At 52.4% G+C, this 19933-nt stretch carries 13 protein-coding genes; 9 read left to right on the top strand and 4 right to left on the bottom strand.

What is annotated here, in order from left to right; genetic code table 11:
* From C5610_RS09800 to C5610_RS09790, 3 genes are all read left to right on the top strand, one after another.
* Positions 1 to 723 (top strand): general secretion pathway protein GspB, encoded by a 723-nt coding sequence (locus tag C5610_RS09800; RefSeq protein WP_105307004.1) that lies wholly within the window; start codon positions 1 to 3, stop codon positions 721 to 723.
* Between the two features lie 88 nt (positions 724 to 811).
* Positions 812 to 2596: an acyl-CoA dehydrogenase C-terminal domain-containing protein gene (locus C5610_RS09795; protein ID WP_105307003.1), complete on the top strand. Its 1785-nt coding sequence runs from the start codon at positions 812 to 814 to the stop codon at positions 2594 to 2596.
* Entirely contained in the window at positions 2577 to 3002 is a 426-nt protein-coding gene (locus C5610_RS09790) for a hypothetical protein (protein WP_105307002.1), read from the top strand. Before C5610_RS09795 ends, C5610_RS09790 begins: the two co-directional genes overlap by 20 nt.
* A gap of 47 nt (positions 3003 to 3049) precedes the next feature.
* Here C5610_RS09790 and putA read toward each other — a convergent pair whose 3' ends face one another.
* A complete protein-coding gene (gene putA / locus C5610_RS09785) occupies positions 3050 to 6217 on the bottom strand; it encodes a bifunctional proline dehydrogenase/L-glutamate gamma-semialdehyde dehydrogenase PutA (protein ID WP_105307001.1) in 3168 nt (1055 codons plus the stop codon).
* Between the two features lie 227 nt (positions 6218 to 6444).
* Here putA and C5610_RS09780 point away from each other — a divergent pair, with 227 nt between their 5' ends.
* The gene (locus tag C5610_RS09780; protein ID WP_105307000.1) at positions 6445 to 7956 is read left to right on the top strand and encodes an inorganic triphosphatase; all 1512 of its coding nucleotides are present in this window, start codon (positions 6445 to 6447) and stop codon (positions 7954 to 7956) included.
* 7 nt (positions 7957 to 7963) lie between these two features.
* Entirely contained in the window at positions 7964 to 10798 is a 2835-nt protein-coding gene (gene glnE / locus C5610_RS09775; protein WP_105306999.1) for a bifunctional [glutamate--ammonia ligase]-adenylyl-L-tyrosine phosphorylase/[glutamate--ammonia-ligase] adenylyltransferase, read from the top strand.
* Here glnE and lpxL read toward each other — a convergent pair.
* Together lpxL and tolC are read right to left on the bottom strand one after the other, a co-directional pair.
* A complete protein-coding gene (lpxL, locus tag C5610_RS09770; protein ID WP_105306998.1) occupies positions 10795 to 11721 on the bottom strand; it encodes an LpxL/LpxP family Kdo(2)-lipid IV(A) lauroyl/palmitoleoyl acyltransferase in 927 nt (308 codons plus the stop codon). The two genes, glnE and lpxL, sit on opposite strands and share 4 nt — an antisense overlap.
* A gap of 110 nt (positions 11722 to 11831) precedes the next feature.
* Positions 11832 to 13193, bottom strand: coding sequence for an outer membrane channel protein TolC (gene tolC, locus C5610_RS09765; RefSeq protein WP_105306997.1), 1362 nt, complete (start codon positions 13191 to 13193; stop codon positions 11832 to 11834).
* Positions 13194 to 13409: 216 nt separating this feature from the next.
* On the opposite strand from tolC, the gene C5610_RS09760 reads away from it, so the two are divergent.
* The 4 genes from C5610_RS09760 (at position 13410) to parC (ending at position 18808) form a co-directional block, all read left to right on the top strand.
* On the top strand, positions 13410 to 14027 hold the full coding sequence (locus C5610_RS09760; RefSeq protein WP_105306996.1) for an NUDIX domain-containing protein: 618 nt from the start codon (positions 13410 to 13412) through the stop codon (positions 14025 to 14027).
* A 3-nt stretch (positions 14028 to 14030) separates the two neighbouring features.
* On the top strand, positions 14031 to 14486 hold the full coding sequence (locus C5610_RS09755; protein WP_105306995.1) for a DUF1249 domain-containing protein: 456 nt from the start codon (positions 14031 to 14033) through the stop codon (positions 14484 to 14486).
* 140 nt (positions 14487 to 14626) lie between these two features.
* Entirely contained in the window at positions 14627 to 16519 is a 1893-nt protein-coding gene (parE, locus tag C5610_RS09750; RefSeq protein ID WP_105306994.1) for a DNA topoisomerase IV subunit B, read from the top strand.
* 12 nt (positions 16520 to 16531) lie between these two features.
* Entirely contained in the window at positions 16532 to 18808 is a 2277-nt protein-coding gene (gene parC, locus C5610_RS09745; RefSeq protein ID WP_105306993.1) for a DNA topoisomerase IV subunit A, read from the top strand.
* Here parC and C5610_RS09740 read toward each other — a convergent pair.
* Positions 18805 to 19911 carry an HD-GYP domain-containing protein gene (locus tag C5610_RS09740; RefSeq protein ID WP_105306992.1) on the bottom strand — a complete coding sequence of 369 codons (1107 nt, stop codon included), beginning with the start codon at positions 19909 to 19911 and terminating at the stop codon, positions 18805 to 18807. The genes parC and C5610_RS09740 overlap by 4 nt on opposite strands.
* Between the last annotated feature and the right edge of the window lie 22 nt (positions 19912 to 19933).

Genomic DNA, 19933 nt, shown 5'->3' with positions numbered 1-19933 from the left:
ATGTCATCCTTATTAAAAGCGCTGAAACAACAACAATCGCCGTTGGTAAACCGTGGTAGCGATTTGGATCCATCACTTGTTGATGCGCCCGAGCGGGGTGGCAGGATGACAGTGTGGTTGGTCGCCTTAGGCCTCGTGATCATTATGCTGTTGGCGTTTATTGGCTGGCAACTGCTGGCCGCTGATGACAAGGATAACAAGCAGCCGTCGCAATCCAATAGCGCCTTATCCGATTACCAACTGGGAGAAAGCTACGAGGTGAGCTCAGTGAGCTGGCCGGCACAGCAACCTGAAGAAAGCCCCCGAGTTGACGCCGAGCCGATTGTGGTAAGGCCGGAACCGGAATCACGAAACAACCAACGCGAGCCTCTGGATCTTAATCAGGTATCGCCGGAACTATTAGCGAAGTTTGAGCAGGCCGTACAGCAGAGTAGTGCCGGCAATGCTAACCAGGACGATAACCGTTCTTCCGTGGTGCCGCCGTTGGCGGAACTGAGCGACAGCTTTAAACAGCAAGTGGCACCGTTCAGCTATGACGGGCACATGTACCTATCCGATCCCGAGCAGCGATGGGTGGAGTTAAATCAACAACGCTATTACGTTGGCGAACGTTTTAACGGGCTGCGTATTGAACAGATTGAACCGCAACGGCTGGTGCTGTCGCGCGATGGACAGGCTTTCAGTATTGATGCGCTCAGTGACTGGAACGGGCTTAACGAATAGCTGATTGACATTAGCTCGGGAACTTCTTAATCTAACCGGATAAATCAAACACCTGTTTGAAATAACCGTTTAGTTAAGAGGTTTCCCCATGGCAGATTATCGAGCTCCACGTGATGATATGGACTTCGTCTTGCACGATGTCTTTAATGTAGCCGCTGACTGGCAGCAAGCAGCCGAGTTAGCAGAAATGATGGACGTGGATACCGCAACCGCAATCCTTGATGAAGCGGCAAAAGTGGCTGAAAACCTGGTCGCTCCGTTATCACTTCAGGCCGACGAGCAGGGCATCCGTTTTGATAATGGTGACGTAACGACGCCTGATGGTTTTAAAGAAAACTTTAAACAACTCGCTGAAGGTGGCTGGGTCGGTGTCACTGCCAATCCGGAGTTTGGCGGTATGGGTTTACCCAAGGCATTGTCAGCTCAGTATGAGGAAATGCTCTGCAGTGCGGACATCGCGTTTTCGCTGTATCCGGGGCTTACCTCCGGTGCCATCATGACACTGGATTTGCATGCCAGCGAAGAACTAAAACAGCAGTACCTGCCGAAAATGGCAGCCGGCGAATGGACGGGCACCATGTGCCTGACCGAGCCACACGCCGGTACCGATCTGGGCATCATCAAATCAAAAGCCGTGCCGAATGATGATGGTAGCTACGCCATCAGCGGCACCAAGATTTTTATTACTGGTGGCGAGCATGACCTGGCGGATAACATCGTTCATTTGGTGCTGGCGAAGCTACCGGATGCACCGGCCGGAACTAAAGGCATCTCGCTGTTTGTAGTGCCTAAAATTCTTCCCAATGAAGACGGTTCGCTGGGCGAACGTAATGCCCTGAGCTGCGGTTCGGTCGAGCACAAAATGGGGATTCACGCCTCCGCCACCTGTGTAATGAACTTCGACGGTGCTAAAGGTTGGCTGGTGGGAGAGCCTCACCGTGGCTTACCGGCGATGTTCACGATGATGAACTATGAACGTTTAGGGGTTGGCATTCAGGGGTTAGGTGCTGCCGAACGCTCTTATCAAAATGCGCTGGAATACGCCAAAGACCGTATTCAGGGGCGCGGGGCAAAAGCCACCCGTAATGATGCAGCCGAGGCTGACTCGATCTTAGTCCACGGCGACGTCCGTCGTATGTTACTGACCATGAAGGCGTTGACCGAGGGTGGCCGGGCATTTTCGACCTGGGTGGGACAACAACTGGATCGAGCCAAATACGCCTCTGATGCGAAGGTTCGTGAGAAGGCGGATGCGATGGTGGCGCTATTGACCCCGGTTGCAAAAGCGTTTCTGACCGATACCGGGCTGGAATCGACCATTCACGGGCAACAAGTGTTTGGCGGTCATGGCTATGTGCGAGAGTGGGGACAGGAGCAGTTAGTTCGTGATACCCGTATTGCGCAAATTTACGAAGGCACCAACGGCATTCAAGCGTTGGATCTGCTTGGACGTAAAGTCTGTGGGTCGCAGGGGCAACTGTTACAGCCGTTCATGGAAGAACTGAGTGGGTTTGTTGCAGAAATTGCGCAGCATAATCGTTGGAATACGGAACGCGCACAATTGCAGCAAGCGATGGATGCATTGCAGGGTGTCAGCGCCGAGGTACTGCAAAAAGCCGGAACCGATGAAAACATCATCAGCAGTGTTGCCGTTGAGTATTTGCATTTAGTCGGGTATGTTTCTTACGCGTATCTGTGGCTACGGATGGCAGTCGTTGCCGAGCAACGACAAGCAGAAAAGCCGTATCTGGCCGCCAAGATAAAGACCGCCAAGTTTTATTTTGCCCGGATTTTACCACGCGTACATGCGCTGGTCGCATCCATTAAAGACGGAAGTGAGAGTTTATATCTGCATGACGACAACGAATTCTGACCACGTTGAGTTTTATCGAGACAGTCGCCGTCCCCAGGGTTGGGGCGGCTTTTTTTTGGCCATTTGGATGGCAATCTATATTGGTGGGGTGGTGCCATTGTGGATTATTGCCATCGGCGCGCTGACCACAATGGCGCTGGTTGCGGCCATTATCATTCGCTTCAGACCGAAACAGCTGGCAGCACGTTGGGCGGATAATCAATTGCTGGAAAAACGGTTTATTCTGCCGCCTAAGCACCATTCGTTACCGCAACCGCCGAAGCTGGTGCGTTACGAGGAGGACTTGTCGGCTTTGCAATTTACCGATCAGGGACGACTTTATGAGATCGCTGTAATACACGATCAGGAGCTCGAACAGCAATTACAGGGCAGCGACATCCCGGTGATTGATAGGCGTGACCGTTAGGCACAAAAAAGCCGGGGCAGGGGCCCCGGCTTTTGGCTTTATTGCGATTAATCGTCCAGTGACAACAAGGTTGCATTACCACCAACGGCAGTAATGTTGTCGGTGCGTGTTTTTTCGGTAATAAAGCGCGTAAGGTAGTGTGGACCACCGGCTTTAGGACCGGTACCGGACATGCCACGGCCACCGAACGGTTGTACACCAACCACAGCGCCAATCTGGTTACGGTTGATGTAAACGTTACCGACATCGATTTTACTGGCAACATCATGCGCAAAGGTTTCGTTACGGCTATGAATACCAAAGGTTAAGCCGAAACCGGTGCCGTTGATGCTGTCGATCACGTCGTCGATGTTATCCGTGCTGTAGCGAATGACGTGCAGGATAGGGCCGAAGTTTTCTTTCACCAGTTGGCTGATGCTGTCAATTTCGATGGCCGTTGGCGCAACAAAGGTTCCACCCATGGTGTAGTCCGGCATCGGTGCACGAGCAATCAGACGGCCAGCTTGCTGGATATCGGAAATGTGCTGTTCCAGGTTGGTTTTGGCAATACCATCGATCACCGGGCCGACATCGGTTTCGTGCAACAGCGGGTCACCAACGGTTAATTCTTCCATGGCGCCGCGCAGCAGATCGATGACGCGGTCGGCGATGTCTTCTTGCACGAACAACACACGCAATGCCGAACAACGTTGACCGGCGCTCTGGAAGGCACTGGCAACAACGTCAGTGACAACTTGCTCAGGTAACGCGGTGGAATCCACCATCATGGCATTTTGACCACCGGTTTCGGCCACTAATGGGACGATAGGACCGGTGCGGGCAGCCAACGCGCGGTTGATGGCTTGCGCGGTATAGGTTGAACCGGTAAAACAAACACCACCGATGTCTTCCTGTGAGGTCAGGAAGCTACCGACTTCAGCACCACTGCCGGGCATAAAGTGCAGGACGTTACCCGGAATGCCAGCTTCCAGTGCCAGTTGTACCGCGCGGTAGGCGATCAGGCCGGTTTGCTCGGCGGGCTTAGCGATAACGGAGTTACCGGTAACCAGTGCCGCGGCAACCTGACCGACAAAAATCGCCAGCGGGAAGTTCCACGGACTGATACAAATAAAGGTTCCGCGGCCTTCAACAAACAGTTCGTTGTCTTCACCCGTTGGCCCCGGCAGTTTGATCGGATTGCCCATCAGCTTGCGCGCCTGATTGGCGTAATAGCGACAAAAATCAACGGCTTCACGCACTTCGTCGATACCGTCCTGCAGACCTTTACCGGCCTCTAGCGAGCAAATCGCGATCAGCTCGTTGCGGTTTGCTTCCATCAGATCGGCAAATTTTTCCAGGCATTTGGCACGATCTTCGACCGCAACCTCACGCCAGGCGCGGTAGGCCTTATTCGCACTGGTCAGCGCCTTGTCTGCCAACTGTTTATCACCCCAGTAAATGCTGCCGATTTGTTTCGAGGTTTCCTGTGGGCTGGTGATACTAACATGGTGATCCGTTTCAATGGTTTTACCATCAACGATCGGGCCACCCTGCCATTGCTTGTCACGGTACTGCTGCACTGCAGCAATAAAATCATCTGCTTGTGAGTGAATATTCATATTCAATCCTAACGAATTTGTGCGATCCCCATAAATCTCAGTGGGAAGAGGAATTTTGCTGTTGGCGAACTTTTCGTAACCCGAGGCGGTAGCCATAGGGTGTTTAACCAGCTCCATCACCGGCGTGTCTGCATCCAGTAATTTGTGCACAAACGACGAGTTTGCGCCATTTTCCAGCAGGCGGCGAACCAGGTAGGGCAGTAGATCGCGGTGCGGACCGACAGGCGCATAAATGCGCACGACCAGTTTACTGTCCTGCTCCATCAAGGTGTCGTAAAGGTTATCGCCCATACCATGCAGGCGCTGGAACTCGATGCGTCGTTGTGCCGCCTCGTTCATGTGCTGAATCGAGACGATGGTTTGCGCGTTATGTGTGGCAAACTGCGGGTAGATGGCACCGTCGGTATCATCACTTAACAAGTACCGGGCGCAGGCCAAATACGAGATGTCACTGTGGGATTTGCGCGTAAACACCGGGTAGCCGGTTAAGCCATTTTCCTGGCTCCATTTGATCTCGTTATCCCAGTAAGCACCTTTAACCAGTCGCACCGGAATTTCATCACCGCATTCTTTGGCTAACGCAGAAATCCAACATAACGTTGGCAACGCTCGTTTTGAGTAGGCCTGTACCACCAGACCAAAACGTGGCCAGCCTTTACACACGCCACTGCGATAGACTTTTTCGAACAGTTCAAGAGACAGTTCATGGCGGTCGGCTTCTTCGGCGTCGATGGTGACACCTACGTCCGCCTCTTTCGCCAATTTAACCAGTTCCGTCAAGGTGGTTGCCAGTTCGGTCAAAACCCGCTCGTGGTTTGCCGCCTCATAGCGAGGGTGCAGAGCCGACAATTTGATCGAAATGGTCGGCCGCGGCGCATCCGGGTTATTGAACTCTTCTTTGGTGATGGTTTTGATGGAGTTGACGTACTGTTGCTTATAGTACTCCGCGTCCTTCATCGTCAGCGCGGCTTCACCCAGCATGTCATAGGCATGGGTATAACCCTTGTCGCGGTTATCGCGACTTTCTTTCAGGGCTTCCTCAATGGTTCGGCCAAGCACGAACTGCTTACCCATGATCTGCATCGCCGCGTAGGTGGCTTTGCGAATCACCGGTTTACCTAACTTACGTACCAGTCGACGGAAAGCGCCCCGCGGGGTCTCCATGGCTTTACCCGTTGGATTGGTCACACTGTTGGTCAGGGCTAAAGCCCAGGTACCGGAATTGACCAGCCATGAGGCACTTTGGCCCATGTGCTTTTGCCAGTCACCGCCGGATAATTTGTCCTGGATCAAGGCGTCAGCCGTGTAAGCGTCCGGAATACGGAGTAACGCTTCCGCTAGACACATCAGAATAATGCCTTCCTTGGTGTCCAGACTGTATTCTTGCAAAAACGCATCAACAACGCCGTTGGCTGCGTTCTCTCTGACTTGCTCAACTAATTTAGCTGCGCGTTCGGTTACTGCGCTAATCGTTTCGTCATCAGCAGGAACCAGCGGCAAGAGTTCACGCATATACGCGTCTTCATCGACAATATAGTTGTCGGTGATTGCCTGCTGTAAGGACCTTAGGTCCTCCGCCTGATGCTGTTTGGATAGCACCTCACTCGCTTTAAACATAGCATCTCCTGTAAAGCCAGGCCGAAGCTCGGCGTGCTTCCCCAACGCTGGGAATCGGGCGCAAGTATAAATGACTTTTTGCCCCGGTAAAGAGTTCTTTTTGCTCGCCCACGGTGCAACTTTTCACGAGGGCTGTCAAGCCAGTGTCAACGTGCTTTATGTTGACCCGGACTGCGCAAGCCGATACCTTTAGCAGCACACCTTACAGCACTGGAATCCATAATTGTATGTCGCAAAATACGTCGCAAGAGCTCGAGCTAAAACTGGTCATCGAACCCAGTCAGCGGGACAATGCGCTGACGGTTTGTCAGCAGCTGGCTGAAACCTTTGCTACTGCGGCTGACTATCAGCAGCTTGAACTCGAAAATGCCTACTTCGACACGAGCGACTTGCGTTTACGCCAGTTCGATATGGGATTACGTATCAGACGCTCAGGAGATCAACTTGAACAAACCATCAAGCTGGCGGGAAGAGTACTCGGCGGGATGCATGAACGCCCGGAATACAATGTTCCGATAGCGGATATGGTGCCGGATCTGACGTTATTTGATGAAGACATTTGGCCCGACGATTTTCCGGTTTATGACGTCCAACGCGATCTGCAGCAATTGTTTGTGACCGATTTTAAACGCCATCGTTGGTTGCTGAAAAGCGGTGATGGGGTCATCGAAATGGTGCTGGATCTGGGTCAGGTGCTGGCGCAGGAGTCCTCTGAGCGCATTGCCGAAATTGAATTGGAGTTGCAAGGTGGCGACATCAATGATGTTTATCGCCTGGGCCAGCAGTTGGTGGAGCAGCTTAACGCGCGCATGGGGTCACTCAGCAAAGCCGCGCGCGGTTATCTGTTGGCGGGCCGCAGCGTGCTTGAACCTTTTGTACAAACCCACTTTGTCAGCACCAAAGCCGAACACAGTCTCGGCGAAGCGCTTTACCGGGCGTTGGAATATGGCTTAAAACATTGGCAGCATAATGAATCCTGTCTCGAACGGCATGCCAACGTGCGCGCGGCACAGGGAATGGCTGACGGCATTTACTTATGCAAATCAGTACTGGAGCTGCTGGCAAACCAAGGCATCGAATGTACCGGGTTGGTCGATCGCATCAGCACCATGTTGTCCCATTTCGGTTGGCTGAAGCGATTTGAAGGACTGGCTGAATTGACCGCCGAAGACGGCGCTTACCATCGTGCGCTGAAGCGCTACAACAGTCTTTATGAAGCGTTACAGGATAGCCAGCAGCAGGTGGTTCAGTTAACTCAATTACTGGAGCTGGTGCGCTCGTCGGACTACCAATTGCTGTTGCTGGATTTATCACGGTTAATGATTGAACGTCAGCAAACCGACGACATGCAACAACCCTGTGAACAATGGGCGACGGCACTGTTACGAGATGACTGGCGCGACGTGCAACAGGAGTTTGAGCAGGTGGAGGACATGAGTGAAGAACGCTACCTGAAGCTGTTGCCAAAGTTACAGCACAGTCTGATGCTCGGTATTTGTTTTGGGCAACTGTTCGACGCCAATCTCCGGGACAGTTTCCGCGCCCCGTGGCAGGATTTGGCGCGGGGTATCCGTGAAATTACCGCGTTGCATATTTTGCACGAAACGGTAAAAAACAGTGATGATTTCAATGACGAAAAGCTGATTGATTGGCAGCGTATGCAGCGTGAATCCTTGTTAACAGCGTTGGAGTATTCACGTAAAGCCGCGTTGAAACGGGAGCCATACTGGCAGTTGTAAGGACGTTATGCAGAATCATTTAAGTTCACTACCGCCAAAATCGTTACTGCAGCAGTCTGCCGGGATCTGGGAGCACATCGTAGAGCTCCACCCCGCCGCAAAGGAAAACGACGAATGTCGGAATCTGGTCGCCAGCAGTGATTTTTTCGCACGAGTACTGGAACGTTATGGCGATAAGCTGTTGAGCGGTATGGCGCAGCCCTGTGCCGAGCAGGACTATGCGAACCGCTTGCAACAAGCCTTGCAGCAATGCAGCACTGAACAACAGTTAAAACGGCAGTTACGCTGCTTCCGGCACACACAAATGGCGATCCTGCTGTGGCGTGAACTGCGCGGTGACGTATCGCTGTCAACGTCGCTGGCGCATTACAGTGCCATCGCTGATGCCTGTATTCAGCAGGCTCTGCAATGGTTGCAAACGGATTTTAAAGTCCGTTACGGGAGCGCCTATACCGCTAGCGGCGACGAGCAGTCGTTGGTGGTGTTGGGGATGGGCAAACTCGGCGGTCGCGAACTTAACTTTTCGTCCGATATCGATCTGATCTTTTTTTATCCGGAGCAGGGGGAAACCAGCGGCGGGCGCCGCTCACTTGAGCATAATGTTTATTTTACCCGGCTGGCACAGGCCTTGATCGCAGCGTTGGATGAAGCGACCGCTGACGGGCAGGTGTTTCGAGTGGATATGCGGCTGCGTCCGTTTGGCAGCTCCGGTCCGTTAGTGACCAGTTATAACGCACTTGAGCATTACTATCAGGAGCAGGGGCGGGACTGGGAACGTTACGCCATGGTCAAAGCGCGGGTGATTAATCAGAACGAGGATTACAACCAGTTATTTCAGTCGCTGATCCGGCCGTTTGTTTATCGTCGCTATATTGACTTCAGTGCCATTGAAGCGCTGCGCAAGATGAAGTTATTGATCACCCAGGAAACTCGGCGTCAGGGCGTAAAGAACAATATAAAACTCGGTGCCGGCGGTATTCGGGAGGTTGAATTTATTGCGCAGGTGCATCAATTGATTCGTGGTGGCCAGGAAAAAGCGCTGCAAACACAATCGCTCTATCAGGCGTTTTCACAAATCGAGCGACTTGGACTTATGGCGTCAGCGACCGTCAACCAATTGATGCAGGATTACGAGTACCTGCGCGAACTCGAACATCGTCTGCAACAGCTTAACGACGAACAAACCCAACAGTTACCTGAAGATGAGCGGTTGCGTCAGCAGCTCTGTTACATGATGGGCGATGCCGAGTGGCAACAGTTACAGCAACGTGTCGATGACGTTATGCAGCGTATCCACCAGGAGTTTCGCCAGGTCATCGGCTCGCAGTCAGAGGATGATGAAGAGGAGCATGGGCTGCAGGTGTTGTGGCAGGACATGCTGGAAGATGACGCTGCGGTTGAAATTTTGCAACAGGAAACCGAAGTGGATGCTGCCGAACTGTGGCAGCAAATTAAGACCTTTCGGCAGGAAACGCGCAAACGCAGTTCGGGGCCGCGCGGGCGCGCGGCATTGACGCGACTGATGCCAGTATTGTTACGACAGATCTTGCAACAGCAGCATCCGGTGCAGTTGCTGGAGCGCGTGCTATCGGTTATCCGCGCCATCATGAGCCGCACCGCTTATATCGAGTTGTTGACGGAAAACCCGGGCGCACGTGAGCAGCTGTGTAAGCTTTGCGCGGCGAGCCCATGGGTGTCAGAACAACTGGCTTTACACCCGGTGTTGCTGGATGAACTGATCGATCCGCAACAATTGTATCAACTGGCCGATTTGGAAGAGTACCCTGCGCTGTTGCGGGAATACCTGATGCGTATTCCGGAACAGGATCTGGAACGGCAGATGGACGCGTTGAGACAGGCTAAACAAGCATTACAGTTGAAAATCGCTGCGGCAGATATCAGCGGTGCACTGGAATTAATGAAAGTCAGTGATCATTTAAGTTACCTTGCTCAGGCTGTGATTGCCGAAGTGGTCGTGATGGCGTGGCAGCAGTTGGCACAAAAACATGGAACGCCGCCGGGTCGCTCAGCCAGCGATACCGGGTTTGCGGTTCTGGCCTATGGCAAACTGGGTGGGTTGGAACTGGGCTATGGCTCCGATCTGGATCTGGTGTTCGTCTGCGATGCGGACTACAGCGAGCAAACAGACGGTGCCAAGCCGATCGAGGTGCAGCAGTTTTATCTGCGCTTGGCACAGCGTATTTTGCATTTGTTCACGACCCGCACCGTGGCCGGCATCCTCTATGATGTGGATTTGCGCTTGCGACCTTCAGGGCAGGCCGGGTTACTGGTCACTCAGGTTGATTCTTTTGTGCGTTACTTGCGCGAGGACGCCTGGACCTGGGAGATGCAGGCCTTGGTGCGAGCACGTTGTGTGTATGGCAGCGAGCACTTATGCAGCCAACTGGAAGACATTCGCCGCTCGATGCTGGCACGGCAACGGGATAAGGCTCAGTTAAAGCAAGACATTCTTGAGATGCGGGCCAAAATGCGTCAGCACCTAAGCCGCTCAGATACGACTCAGGCCTTTGACATAAAACAGGACGCCGGTGGTATTGCTGATATTGAGTTTATTACTCAATACCTGGTGTTGGCGTACTCGCATGAGCATCCGTCGTTGTGTCGTTACAGCGACAACATCCGCGTGCTGACAGCCGCGCAACAACGGCATATTATCAGTGAGCTGGACGCGCAGAACCTGATTAATGCTTACCAAATACTGCGCTGTGAGAGTCATGCCCTGGCTTTGCAGGGCGAACAGGCATTAGTGACGCACGATTTAAGTAGCGAACGTGACGCCGTTATTGACTGTTGGAACCGTGTGTTTGCCGAACCTGACTAGTTATAGTAGCTCGGCATATCCTCCGTGGGTCTGGTTTTAAAGCGCCGGTGAACCCAAAGGTATTGATCCGGTGCTTGCTCAATGGCCTGCTCGACTAACGTGTTGATTCGCGCCGCATCGGCTTTATCATCCCCGCTTGGGAAGTCCCGCAGCATCGGTTCGTAGTAAACGTCGTAACCGCTGCCATCTTCGCGACGAACGCAACGGCTGACCAGCACGTTACAATTTTTGTGTTGGGCAAACAGCGTAGTGCCTGTGGTTGTGGATGCGTCCGGAACATTAAAAAATGGCACAAACTCGACGCGGCGGCGGCCATAATCCTGATCCGGCAGGTAGCCGGCAATTTCACCATTGCTGATGGCTTTAAGCATCCCTTTTACATCGCGTCGTTGGATCATGTACTTGTTTGAGCGACCACGACCACGGGTTTGTAAAAACTCCATAACCGCGTTGTTATGTGGACGATAAAGTCCAACCGCCGGCTTTACAAAACCGTGCAGACGGGCATGAACTTCCAGGCTCAAGAAGTGAAACAGCAGCATCAGCACGCCTTTGCCACCAGCCTGAGCCTGCTCCAGGTTTTCTTTACCATGCACATGCAACTTGCGCTTGATACGCCAATCGGGCCACCACCAGGCGATACCGATTTCAAAATAGGCAATGCCGGTATTTTCCAGGTTTTTGGTCACCAGTTGCTCGATTTGTTCGTCGCTGTAATCAGGAAAGCACAATTGCAGATTACGACGGGCGATATTAACCCTGCGCGGCATCGCCTTTTTAAACAATCGCCCCAGACCTTTGCCCAGCCACAGCTGCAGTCGATAGGGCAGCCACGATACCAGGTACAAAAACAGGACACCAAGCCAGGTAAGCCAAAATTTGGGGTGCAGAAAATACAGTTTAAACTTGGGTTTCTCGATCACTGTGATGGTCTTTTATTTACCGAACGAATTTTTGCGCATAGTAGCACAAAAACAAAAGGCACCGTGAACCGACCTCCACGATGCCTTTGTCGCTGTCTGACCGCGTTGACTTAGTCGGCAGCGGTGCCGTCAGCCTGCTCTGACAGGGCTGCGTTAATACCTTGTAGGTCTTCCGGTGTCAGATCGCCAACCGCTTGCTCCAGTGCCAGCCGCTGACGAATATAACCATAACGCGCTTCGGCCAAGTTACGGCGGGCGTTAAACAAGTTACGGGTGCTGTTCAACACGTCAACAATGGTACGAGTTCCGACTTCAAAGCCGGCTTCGGTTGCCTTTAAAGCACTCTCTGCGGAAGTAACCGCTTGTTCGAAGGCTCGAATGCTCGACAGCGATGCGGTGACATCATAGAAGGCATTACGGGTTTCACGCTCGACGGTACGACGAGTTTCCACCATGGTCTGGCTGCTGGCCACGTAATTATCACGCGCCTGCTCGGTCAGCGCGCTGGTGCGGTAGCCTGAGAAGATAGGTACATCAACACTTAAACCAATTTGGCGAGAATCCAGCCGGGGAAGATCGGTTGTTGTGCCGTTGACCGTGGTTTCGTTATCATCAGTGCCCCAGCTTGCGTTGAGTGACACGGTTGGGTAGTGACCGGTTTGCTCCAACTTGATTTGTTGTTCAGCAATATCTACCGCAACCATACTTTGCATCAGGCTAAGGTTTCCGTTCTCAGCCTTTGTGACCCACTCGCGAACATCTTCTGGAGTCGGTTTAGTCGGATCAAACGCATTGGTTTGCAGACCGGCTAGTGATTCTGGGTATTGGCCGGTAATTTCGCGGATATTTTCAAAGGCGATGTTGACCGCGTTACGCGCCTGAATTTCTGCTGCCACAGCGCTATCGTACTGGGCTTGCGCTTCGTGAACATCCGTAATGGCGGTTAGCCCAACCGAGAACCGTTGTTTGGTCTGCTCAAGCTGGCGTTCAATGGCACGTTTTTCGGCTTCTGCAAAATCAAGATCATCTTGTGCCTGCAATGCGCCGAAGTAAGCATTAACGACTCGTAGCATCAGACCTTGCGCAGCATCGCGATACGCAACCTCAGCACGATAGGCCTGCTTGTCAGCGATATCGGCCTGTTTCCAGGTGCTCCAGTCAAACACACTTTGATTGATGTTGATTCCGGCGTTCCAACCATTAGACTCGCTTTCGTAAACGCCCAAGCCGGGCTGAAAGCGATCCGCCTTACTGTCGCTCAATCCGATAGAGCCAGTTACTTGTGGCCAGAACCCGGATTCAGCAATGTCGACCTGCTTCTGCGCGGCATCGCGCTCGGCGGCAGCGCGCAATAGCGCTGGGTCATTTTGTACAGCCAGCTGATAAATTTGAGCCAAATCGTCAGCGCTTGACGTAAAAGTAACTGCGGAAAGCGCTAAACCAACAGTTGCGGACAGTAAATGCTTTTTCATCGTTCGTAATGTCCCGTAGCTTAAATGTGAGCGATTGATGATGTTACTTTAACAGTAGTCGCCACCAATGGCCGAATAGTTTACATACAGCGTTGAATGAATACTAGTTTAACCTGAGTTTGTTCTAACTTTAAGCTAAAGATGGTTTCAGATCACGCCTAAGTGTAACAGAATGTATGTTAATCGATGAATTGAACGAGAATTAAGACAATAAGGATGACTGTGGAGCCTAAATTTACCCAACACGATGTGAAGATTACGGATATCCAGCCGCAATATGAAGGCTTTTTATCGATCTATAAGTATCGCTTGCGACACCGGTTGTTTGCGGGTGGCTGGAGTGAAGAAATTGACCGTGAGTTGATGGATCGTGGTGACGCCGTGGTGGTATTGCCATACGATCCGGTGACCGATGAGCTGGTGGTATTGGAGCAGTTCCGGGTAGGCGCTATGAACAACGAGCAGGGGCCTTGGTTATTTGAGTTTGTGGCCGGCATGTTTGATGGCGACGAATCCGCACAGGAAGTCGCTGAGCGCGAGTTGATGGAAGAGGCGGGCTTGACGGCGAAACGGCTGCACGAGGCATTAACGTATTACTCAAGCCCCGGCGGCACCAACGAACGCATCAGTATTTATATTGCCGAAGTGGACGCCAATCAGGCCGCAGAATTCGGTGGATTGGCCGAAGAACACGAAGACATTCGGGTATCGACCATCGGTTTTGCAGATGCAGTGCAGATGTTGGCGCAGGGAAAATTTAACAACGCCGCCAGTGTCATTGGGTTACAATGGATACAGCTTAATAAATCACGCTTATTTCAGACTCAGGAGTAACCCGTGTCGCATCAACAGCAGTATCAGGTCGATGTTGCCGCTTTGCATCGATTGCATGAGCGTAATTACGCCGGGTTGGTCAACCTGTTGCCGGAAACGTCGGCGATCACCACCATAGTAACGGGTAATTACCTGAGTTTTGATCTGCGTATCACGTCAGAATCACGTTACACCACGGATATCGAAATTACCCAGCAACCCGGGCATTGGGCAGCCGACTATCTACGCGCGAAGCTCGAAGTGCGCCTTTATCACGACGTGCGTATGGCCGAAGTCATGGCCAGTCAGGGCGTGCGGCGACTGGCCGTGCATTACCAGCAACCCAATCCGGCCATGCGTCACCGTGACGAAAAGCACCAGGTCAATCAATTTTTGGCGGACTGGCTGTGGTTATGCCGGGAACAAGGACAGGTAAAAACGGGTGTTGCCGACAAATTTCTTCCGCACGGCTTCAAATAAGCGTAGCTTAGCGGTACATTGTTGTTATTAACGTCGTCACTGACGACATGTTACACAACAAAGACAACAGCGAAACATCAGTCGGTTGGATTACGTCGACTCCCATAACTACAAGCGCTAAGCGATAACGACGAAAACTCATGACAGATTATAAGTCCGATTCAATTGAGGTGCTCAATGGCCTAGAACCCGTTCAGCGCCGTCCGGGGATGTATACTGATACATCCCGCCCCAATCATTTAGGCCAGGAAGTCATCGATAACAGCGTTGATGAAGCGCTGGCCGGTCACGCTAAAACCGTTACCGTCATTTTACACCAGGATCAGTCGTTGGAAGTGATTGATGACGGGCGCGGCATGCCGGTTGATATTCACCCTGAGGAGAAAGTCCCCGGGGTCGAATTGATCATGAGCAAACTGCATGCCGGTGGTAAGTTTTCGAATAAAAACTACCAGTTTTCGGGTGGTCTGCACGGTGTTGGTATTTCAGTTGTTAACGCCCTGTCAACGCGGGTTGAGCTGACCATCCGGCGTGACGGTAATGTCTACGAAATGGCCTATGAGAATGGTGATAAAGTCAGCGAACTCGAAGTCACCGGCAGCTGTGGTAAGCGCAATACCGGAACCCGGGTGCATTTTTGGCCGGATCCGAAATACTTTGATTCGGCCAAGTTTTCCGTCACCAAACTGCGCCATTTGCTGCGCGCCAAAGCGGTACTGTGTCCCGGCCTGACCATCCAGTTTAAAAACAAGCTGGAGGGTAGCGAGGACAGTTGGTTTTATCAGGATGGTTTGACGGATTATCTGGTGGAAGCGGTCAGTGATTTGCCGACGTTGCCGGAAGAACCTTTTAACGGCAGTTTTTCCGGGCAGACAGAAGGCGTTGACTGGGCGGTTACCTGGTTACCTGAAGGCGGCGAGGGCGTCAGTGAAAGCTACGTTAACCTGATTCCAACCGCGCTGGGAGGGACTCATGTTAATGGTCTGCGACAAGGCTTACTCGAAGCCATGCGGGAATTCTGTGAGTTTCGTAACCTTCTGCCGCGGGGCGTTAAACTGACCCCTGAAGACGTTTGGGATCGTTGTTGTTACATTCTCTCCACGAAAATGCAGGACCCGCAGTTTGCCGGTCAGACCAAAGAACGATTGTCGTCACGTCAATCGGCCAGCTTTATTTCCGGAGTCGTTAAAGATGCGTTCAGTCTGTGGCTGAACGAACACACGGAACAGGCCGAAGCGTTGGCAGAATTGTGTATTAGCAATGCGCAGCGGCGATTGCGGGCCAGTAAGAAGGTGGTGCGGAAAAAAGTCACTTCTGGTCCGGCCTTGCCGGGTAAGCTAACTGACTGTAGCTCACAGGAACCATCTCGTAGCGAGCTGTTTCTGGTCGAGGGTGACTCCGCCGGAGGGTCGGCAAAACAGGCTCGCGATCGTGACTTTCAGGCGGTGATGCCATTGCGTGGAAAAATCCTGAACACCTGGGAGGTTGAACCGGATCAGATCCTTGCCTCACAGGAAATCCACGATATCTCCGTTGCCGTCGGGGTTGATCCAAACTCCGTTGATCTGGACAAGTTGCGCTATCACAAAATTTGTATCCTTGCCGATGCCGACTCGGACGGCTTGCACATCGCAACCTTGCTTTGTGCCTTGTTTGTGAAACATTTCCGGCCATTGGTTGAGCACGGCCACATTTTTGTGGCGATGCCGCCGTTGTATCGTATCGATGTAGGAAAAGACGTGTTTTATGCGTTGGACGAGGATGAAAAACGCGGCATTTTAGAACGTATCGACGCGGAAAAACGCAAAGGTAAAGTGAACGTGCAACGCTTTAAAGGGTTGGGCGAAATGAATCCGCTGACGTTACGTGAAACCACCATGGATCCAAATACCCGTCGATTAGTGCAACTGACGATAGAAGATGCGGAACAAATGGAAGAACTGATGGATATGCTGTTGGCCAAGAAACGTGCCGCGGATCGTCGTGCCTGGCTGGAAAGCAAAGGCAACATGGCCGATCTGGCTGAGCTATAACGGAGACCACTCATGTCGATGGAAGTAAGTGAACAGACACCGTTAAGCCGTTTTACCGAAGAGGCTTACCTTAACTACTCCATGTACGTCATCATGGATCGCGCTTTGCCGCATATTGGCGATGGTTTGAAACCGGTGCAGCGACGTATCGTTTATGCGATGTCGGAACTTGGGTTATCGGCACTGGCAAAATACAAAAAATCGGCGCGTACCGTCGGTGATGTGCTGGGTAAGTTCCACCCTCACGGTGACAGTGCCTGCTACGAAGCGATGGTGCTGATGGCGCAACCGTTTTCCTACCGCTACCCGCTGGTTGACGGACAGGGGAACTGGGGCTCGCCGGATGATCCTAAGTCGTTTGCGGCGATGCGTTACACCGAAGCCAAACTGTCCAAATTCAGTGAAGTGCTATTGAGCGAATTGGGTCAGGGTACGGCGGACTGGATTCCTAATTTTGACGGCACCATGAAAGAACCGAAGGTGCTGCCGTCGCGGTTACCGCACATACTGCTGAACGGCGTTACCGGTATTGCCGTGGGGATGGCCACCGATATTCCGCCACACAATGCTCGCGAAGCGGCCAATGCCTGTGCGCTGTTGCTGGATAAACCAAACGCGTCTCTTGATGAGATAATGGCGCACCTGAAGGGGCCGGATTACCCGACCGACGCCGAGATCATCACGCCCGCGGAAGACATTAAGAAGATCTATGAAAGCGGCCGTGGCGCCATAAAAATGCGTGCCAAATACGCACTCGAAGACGGCGAAATCGTGATTACGGCGTTACCGCATCAAGCGTCCGGGGCGAAAATTCTTGAACAAATTGCGGCGCAGATGCAAGCCAAGAAATTGCCGCTGGTGTCGGATTTACGTGACGAGTCGGACCATGAAAATCCGACCCGACTGGTGGTTGTGCCGCGTTCTAATCGGGTCGATACCGAACAGCTGATGGCGCATTTATTCGCTACCACTGATTTAGAAAAGCAATACCGCGTTAACCTGAATATCCTGGGGCTTGACGGACGTCCGAAAGTGAAGCCGCTGGTGGGTATTTTGAGTGAGTGGTTGCAATTCCGGTTGCAGACCGTAACCCGTCGCTTGCAGTTCCGGCTGGACAAAGTGCTGGCGCGTTTACACCTGTTGGAAGGCTTGTTGATCGCTTACTTGAACATTGATGAAGTGATCGAAATTATCCGCTATGAGGATAAGCCGAAAGAGGAATTGATTAAGCGCTTTGGGCTGAGTGACAAGCAGGCGGAAGCCATTCTGGAGCTGAAATTACGGCATTTGGCGAAGCTGGAAGAAATGAAGCTCAAGGGCGAGCAGAGCGAGTTGGAAAAAGAGCGCCAACAACTGGAAAAATTACTCGGCTCCGAACGTCGTATGAAGACGTTGATCAAGAAGGAGTTATTGGCTGACGCGGAAACCTATGGTGACGAACGACGCTCACCCCTGGTGGAACGTAAGGAAGCAAAAGCGCTGAGCGAGCGCGAGCTGACGCCGGCCGAAGCGGTAACCGTGGTGTTATCGAAAAAAGGCTGGGTACGCAGTGCCAAAGGGCACGATATTGATGGCGCTAAACTGAGTTATAAATCCGGTGACAGTTTCTTGGCCGCGGCAGAAGGTAAGAGCAATCAGCCGGTGGTATTTTTCGACTCGTCAGGGCGCAGTTACTCCTGTGAGGCGCACCTGCTGCCGTCAGCCCGATCGCAGGGCGAGCCACTTACCGGGCGCTTTAACATTGTCGCCGGTGAGTCGATCGAACAGGTCATCATGGGCAAAGAACAACAGTATTATCTATTGGCCTCGGATGCCGGCTATGGCTTTGTCTGTCAGTTTAAAGACCTGGTCAGCCGCAATAAAAACGGTAAAGCGATACTGACGTTGCCGACCGGTGCCAAGGTACTGAATCCGGTTGCGGTGAATGACGTCAGCAGTGAAAGCGTGGTGGCGATTTCCAATGAAGGACGCATGTTGGTATTCCCGGTAGCGGATTTACCTCAGTTGAGCAAGGGTAAGGGTAACAAGATCCTGAGCATTCCGGCATTGCGTGCTCAGTCGAGAGAAGAGTACGTGGTGGCGCTGGCCACGATCCCTGCGGGGGCTACGCTCACGCTACAAGCCGGCAAGCGTAAATTAACACTGAAACCGGCGGATCTGGATCATTACCGTGGTGAGCGTGGTCGTCGCGGTAACAAATTACCGCGTGGCTTACAACGCGTGGACGGCGTCACGGTCGAGTTGCCGCAAACCGCCGAGGCTAGCGACGGGGAAGAGGCTGGCACTTAGCGCCAACTCTTGACTAAATTGTTCATCGCTTCGTTAAATACCGTCACCCAGTAAGGACTTAACTGGGTGCCGGCCAACCGGTTGATTTCGGCAACGGCGCGGCTGATGGGGCGTTTCAGGTGATGCTGATGTGCCCGCTCGTGGGTCATGGCATCGAAGGTATCCACCAGTGCCAGTATTTTTGCGCCGTCGCTGATTTCGGCATCTTTCAGCCCCAGTGGATAACCGTTACCATCGGCTTGTTCATGATGCTGCAACACCATCAGCTTAGCACTCTTCCAGTAGTCGAGATTCTCCAGCAATTTTGCCGACAGATAGACGTGGTTCTGAATGGTTTTGTGCTGTTCGCTGGTTAGCGTTGCGGTCTGATGTAACAGCTTCAACGGCATAAACCCCATACCAAAGTCGTGCACGTAACAGGCCGCTGTTAGCTGCCGCTCATCGACCGGACTACCGGCATAACGGTTGATCATCAGTGCAATTTTCAATTGGCGATCGGCACGGTCATGCCAGTAACTTGAGCGTTTTTCGACCTCAGCCATCAGCCGCCGGAAAAAGCGCAGATCATAATCCCAATCATCTTCCGTATGAGGTGGCCGATAATGGTGCTCGGGCTGGATGTCGGCATCCAGCACCAGTTCAGGCGACAGCAGTGCCAGTAAGCGGCTTAATAGCGGGGGCCGTCGGGAATCCGGGCTGGCAACAATATCGGCCGATAGATCAATGATGCGTTGATAACGTTGCTGTGGGATATCCATACTGGCCTGGTGCTGGCATTGCTCAACGAATTGGGTAACTTGATCAATTAAACTCAACACAATGTCGCTGAATACGGAATTGTAGGTCATCTGCCCCCGTCGGATCAGATCGAGCAGATCTTCGATAGCGCCAATAAGCGGAACCATCGGGCTTAGCCCGATAATGCCTAAGTCACCCTTGATGGTATGAATCGCTCGGTAGACACTGTGTTGATGTTGTTCATTATTTGCGTCATGCTCAAGAGCAATCAAGCTGTTTTCCGCTTGTTGATGTAACTCGCGGATTTCATCGAGCAACTCCTGATATACTTCAGGCTCTATCATCGGTCGTTCAAAAATCGTCATCGTAGTTTGTTCCTGTCGTCAC

Source organism: Idiomarina sp. OT37-5b (genome assembly GCF_002968395.1).
Classification (GTDB): domain Bacteria; phylum Pseudomonadota; class Gammaproteobacteria; order Enterobacterales; family Alteromonadaceae; genus Idiomarina; species Idiomarina aquatica.
This window is presented reverse-complemented; position numbering and strand designations above follow the sequence as displayed.

Coding starts and splice junctions, on each gene's coding strand:
- C5610_RS09800 (WP_105307004.1), top strand. CDS start 1: ATGTCATCCTTATTAAAAGCGCTGAAACAACAACAATCGCCGTTGGTA.
- C5610_RS09795 (WP_105307003.1), top strand. CDS start 812: ATGGCAGATTATCGAGCTCCACGTGATGATATGGACTTCGTCTTGCAC.
- C5610_RS09790 (WP_105307002.1), top strand. CDS start 2,577: ATGACGACAACGAATTCTGACCACGTTGAGTTTTATCGAGACAGTCGC.
- putA (WP_105307001.1), bottom strand. CDS start 6,217: ATGTTTAAAGCGAGTGAGGTGCTATCCAAACAGCATCAGGCGGAGGAC.
- C5610_RS09780 (WP_105307000.1), top strand. CDS start 6,445: ATGTCGCAAAATACGTCGCAAGAGCTCGAGCTAAAACTGGTCATCGAA.
- glnE (WP_105306999.1), top strand. CDS start 7,964: ATGCAGAATCATTTAAGTTCACTACCGCCAAAATCGTTACTGCAGCAG.
- tolC (WP_105306997.1), bottom strand. CDS start 13,193: ATGAAAAAGCATTTACTGTCCGCAACTGTTGGTTTAGCGCTTTCCGCA.
- C5610_RS09760 (WP_105306996.1), top strand. CDS start 13,410: ATGACTGTGGAGCCTAAATTTACCCAACACGATGTGAAGATTACGGAT.
- parE (WP_105306994.1), top strand. CDS start 14,627: ATGACAGATTATAAGTCCGATTCAATTGAGGTGCTCAATGGCCTAGAA.
- parC (WP_105306993.1), top strand. CDS start 16,532: ATGTCGATGGAAGTAAGTGAACAGACACCGTTAAGCCGTTTTACCGAA.
- C5610_RS09740 (WP_105306992.1), bottom strand. CDS start 19,911: ATGACGATTTTTGAACGACCGATGATAGAGCCTGAAGTATATCAGGAG.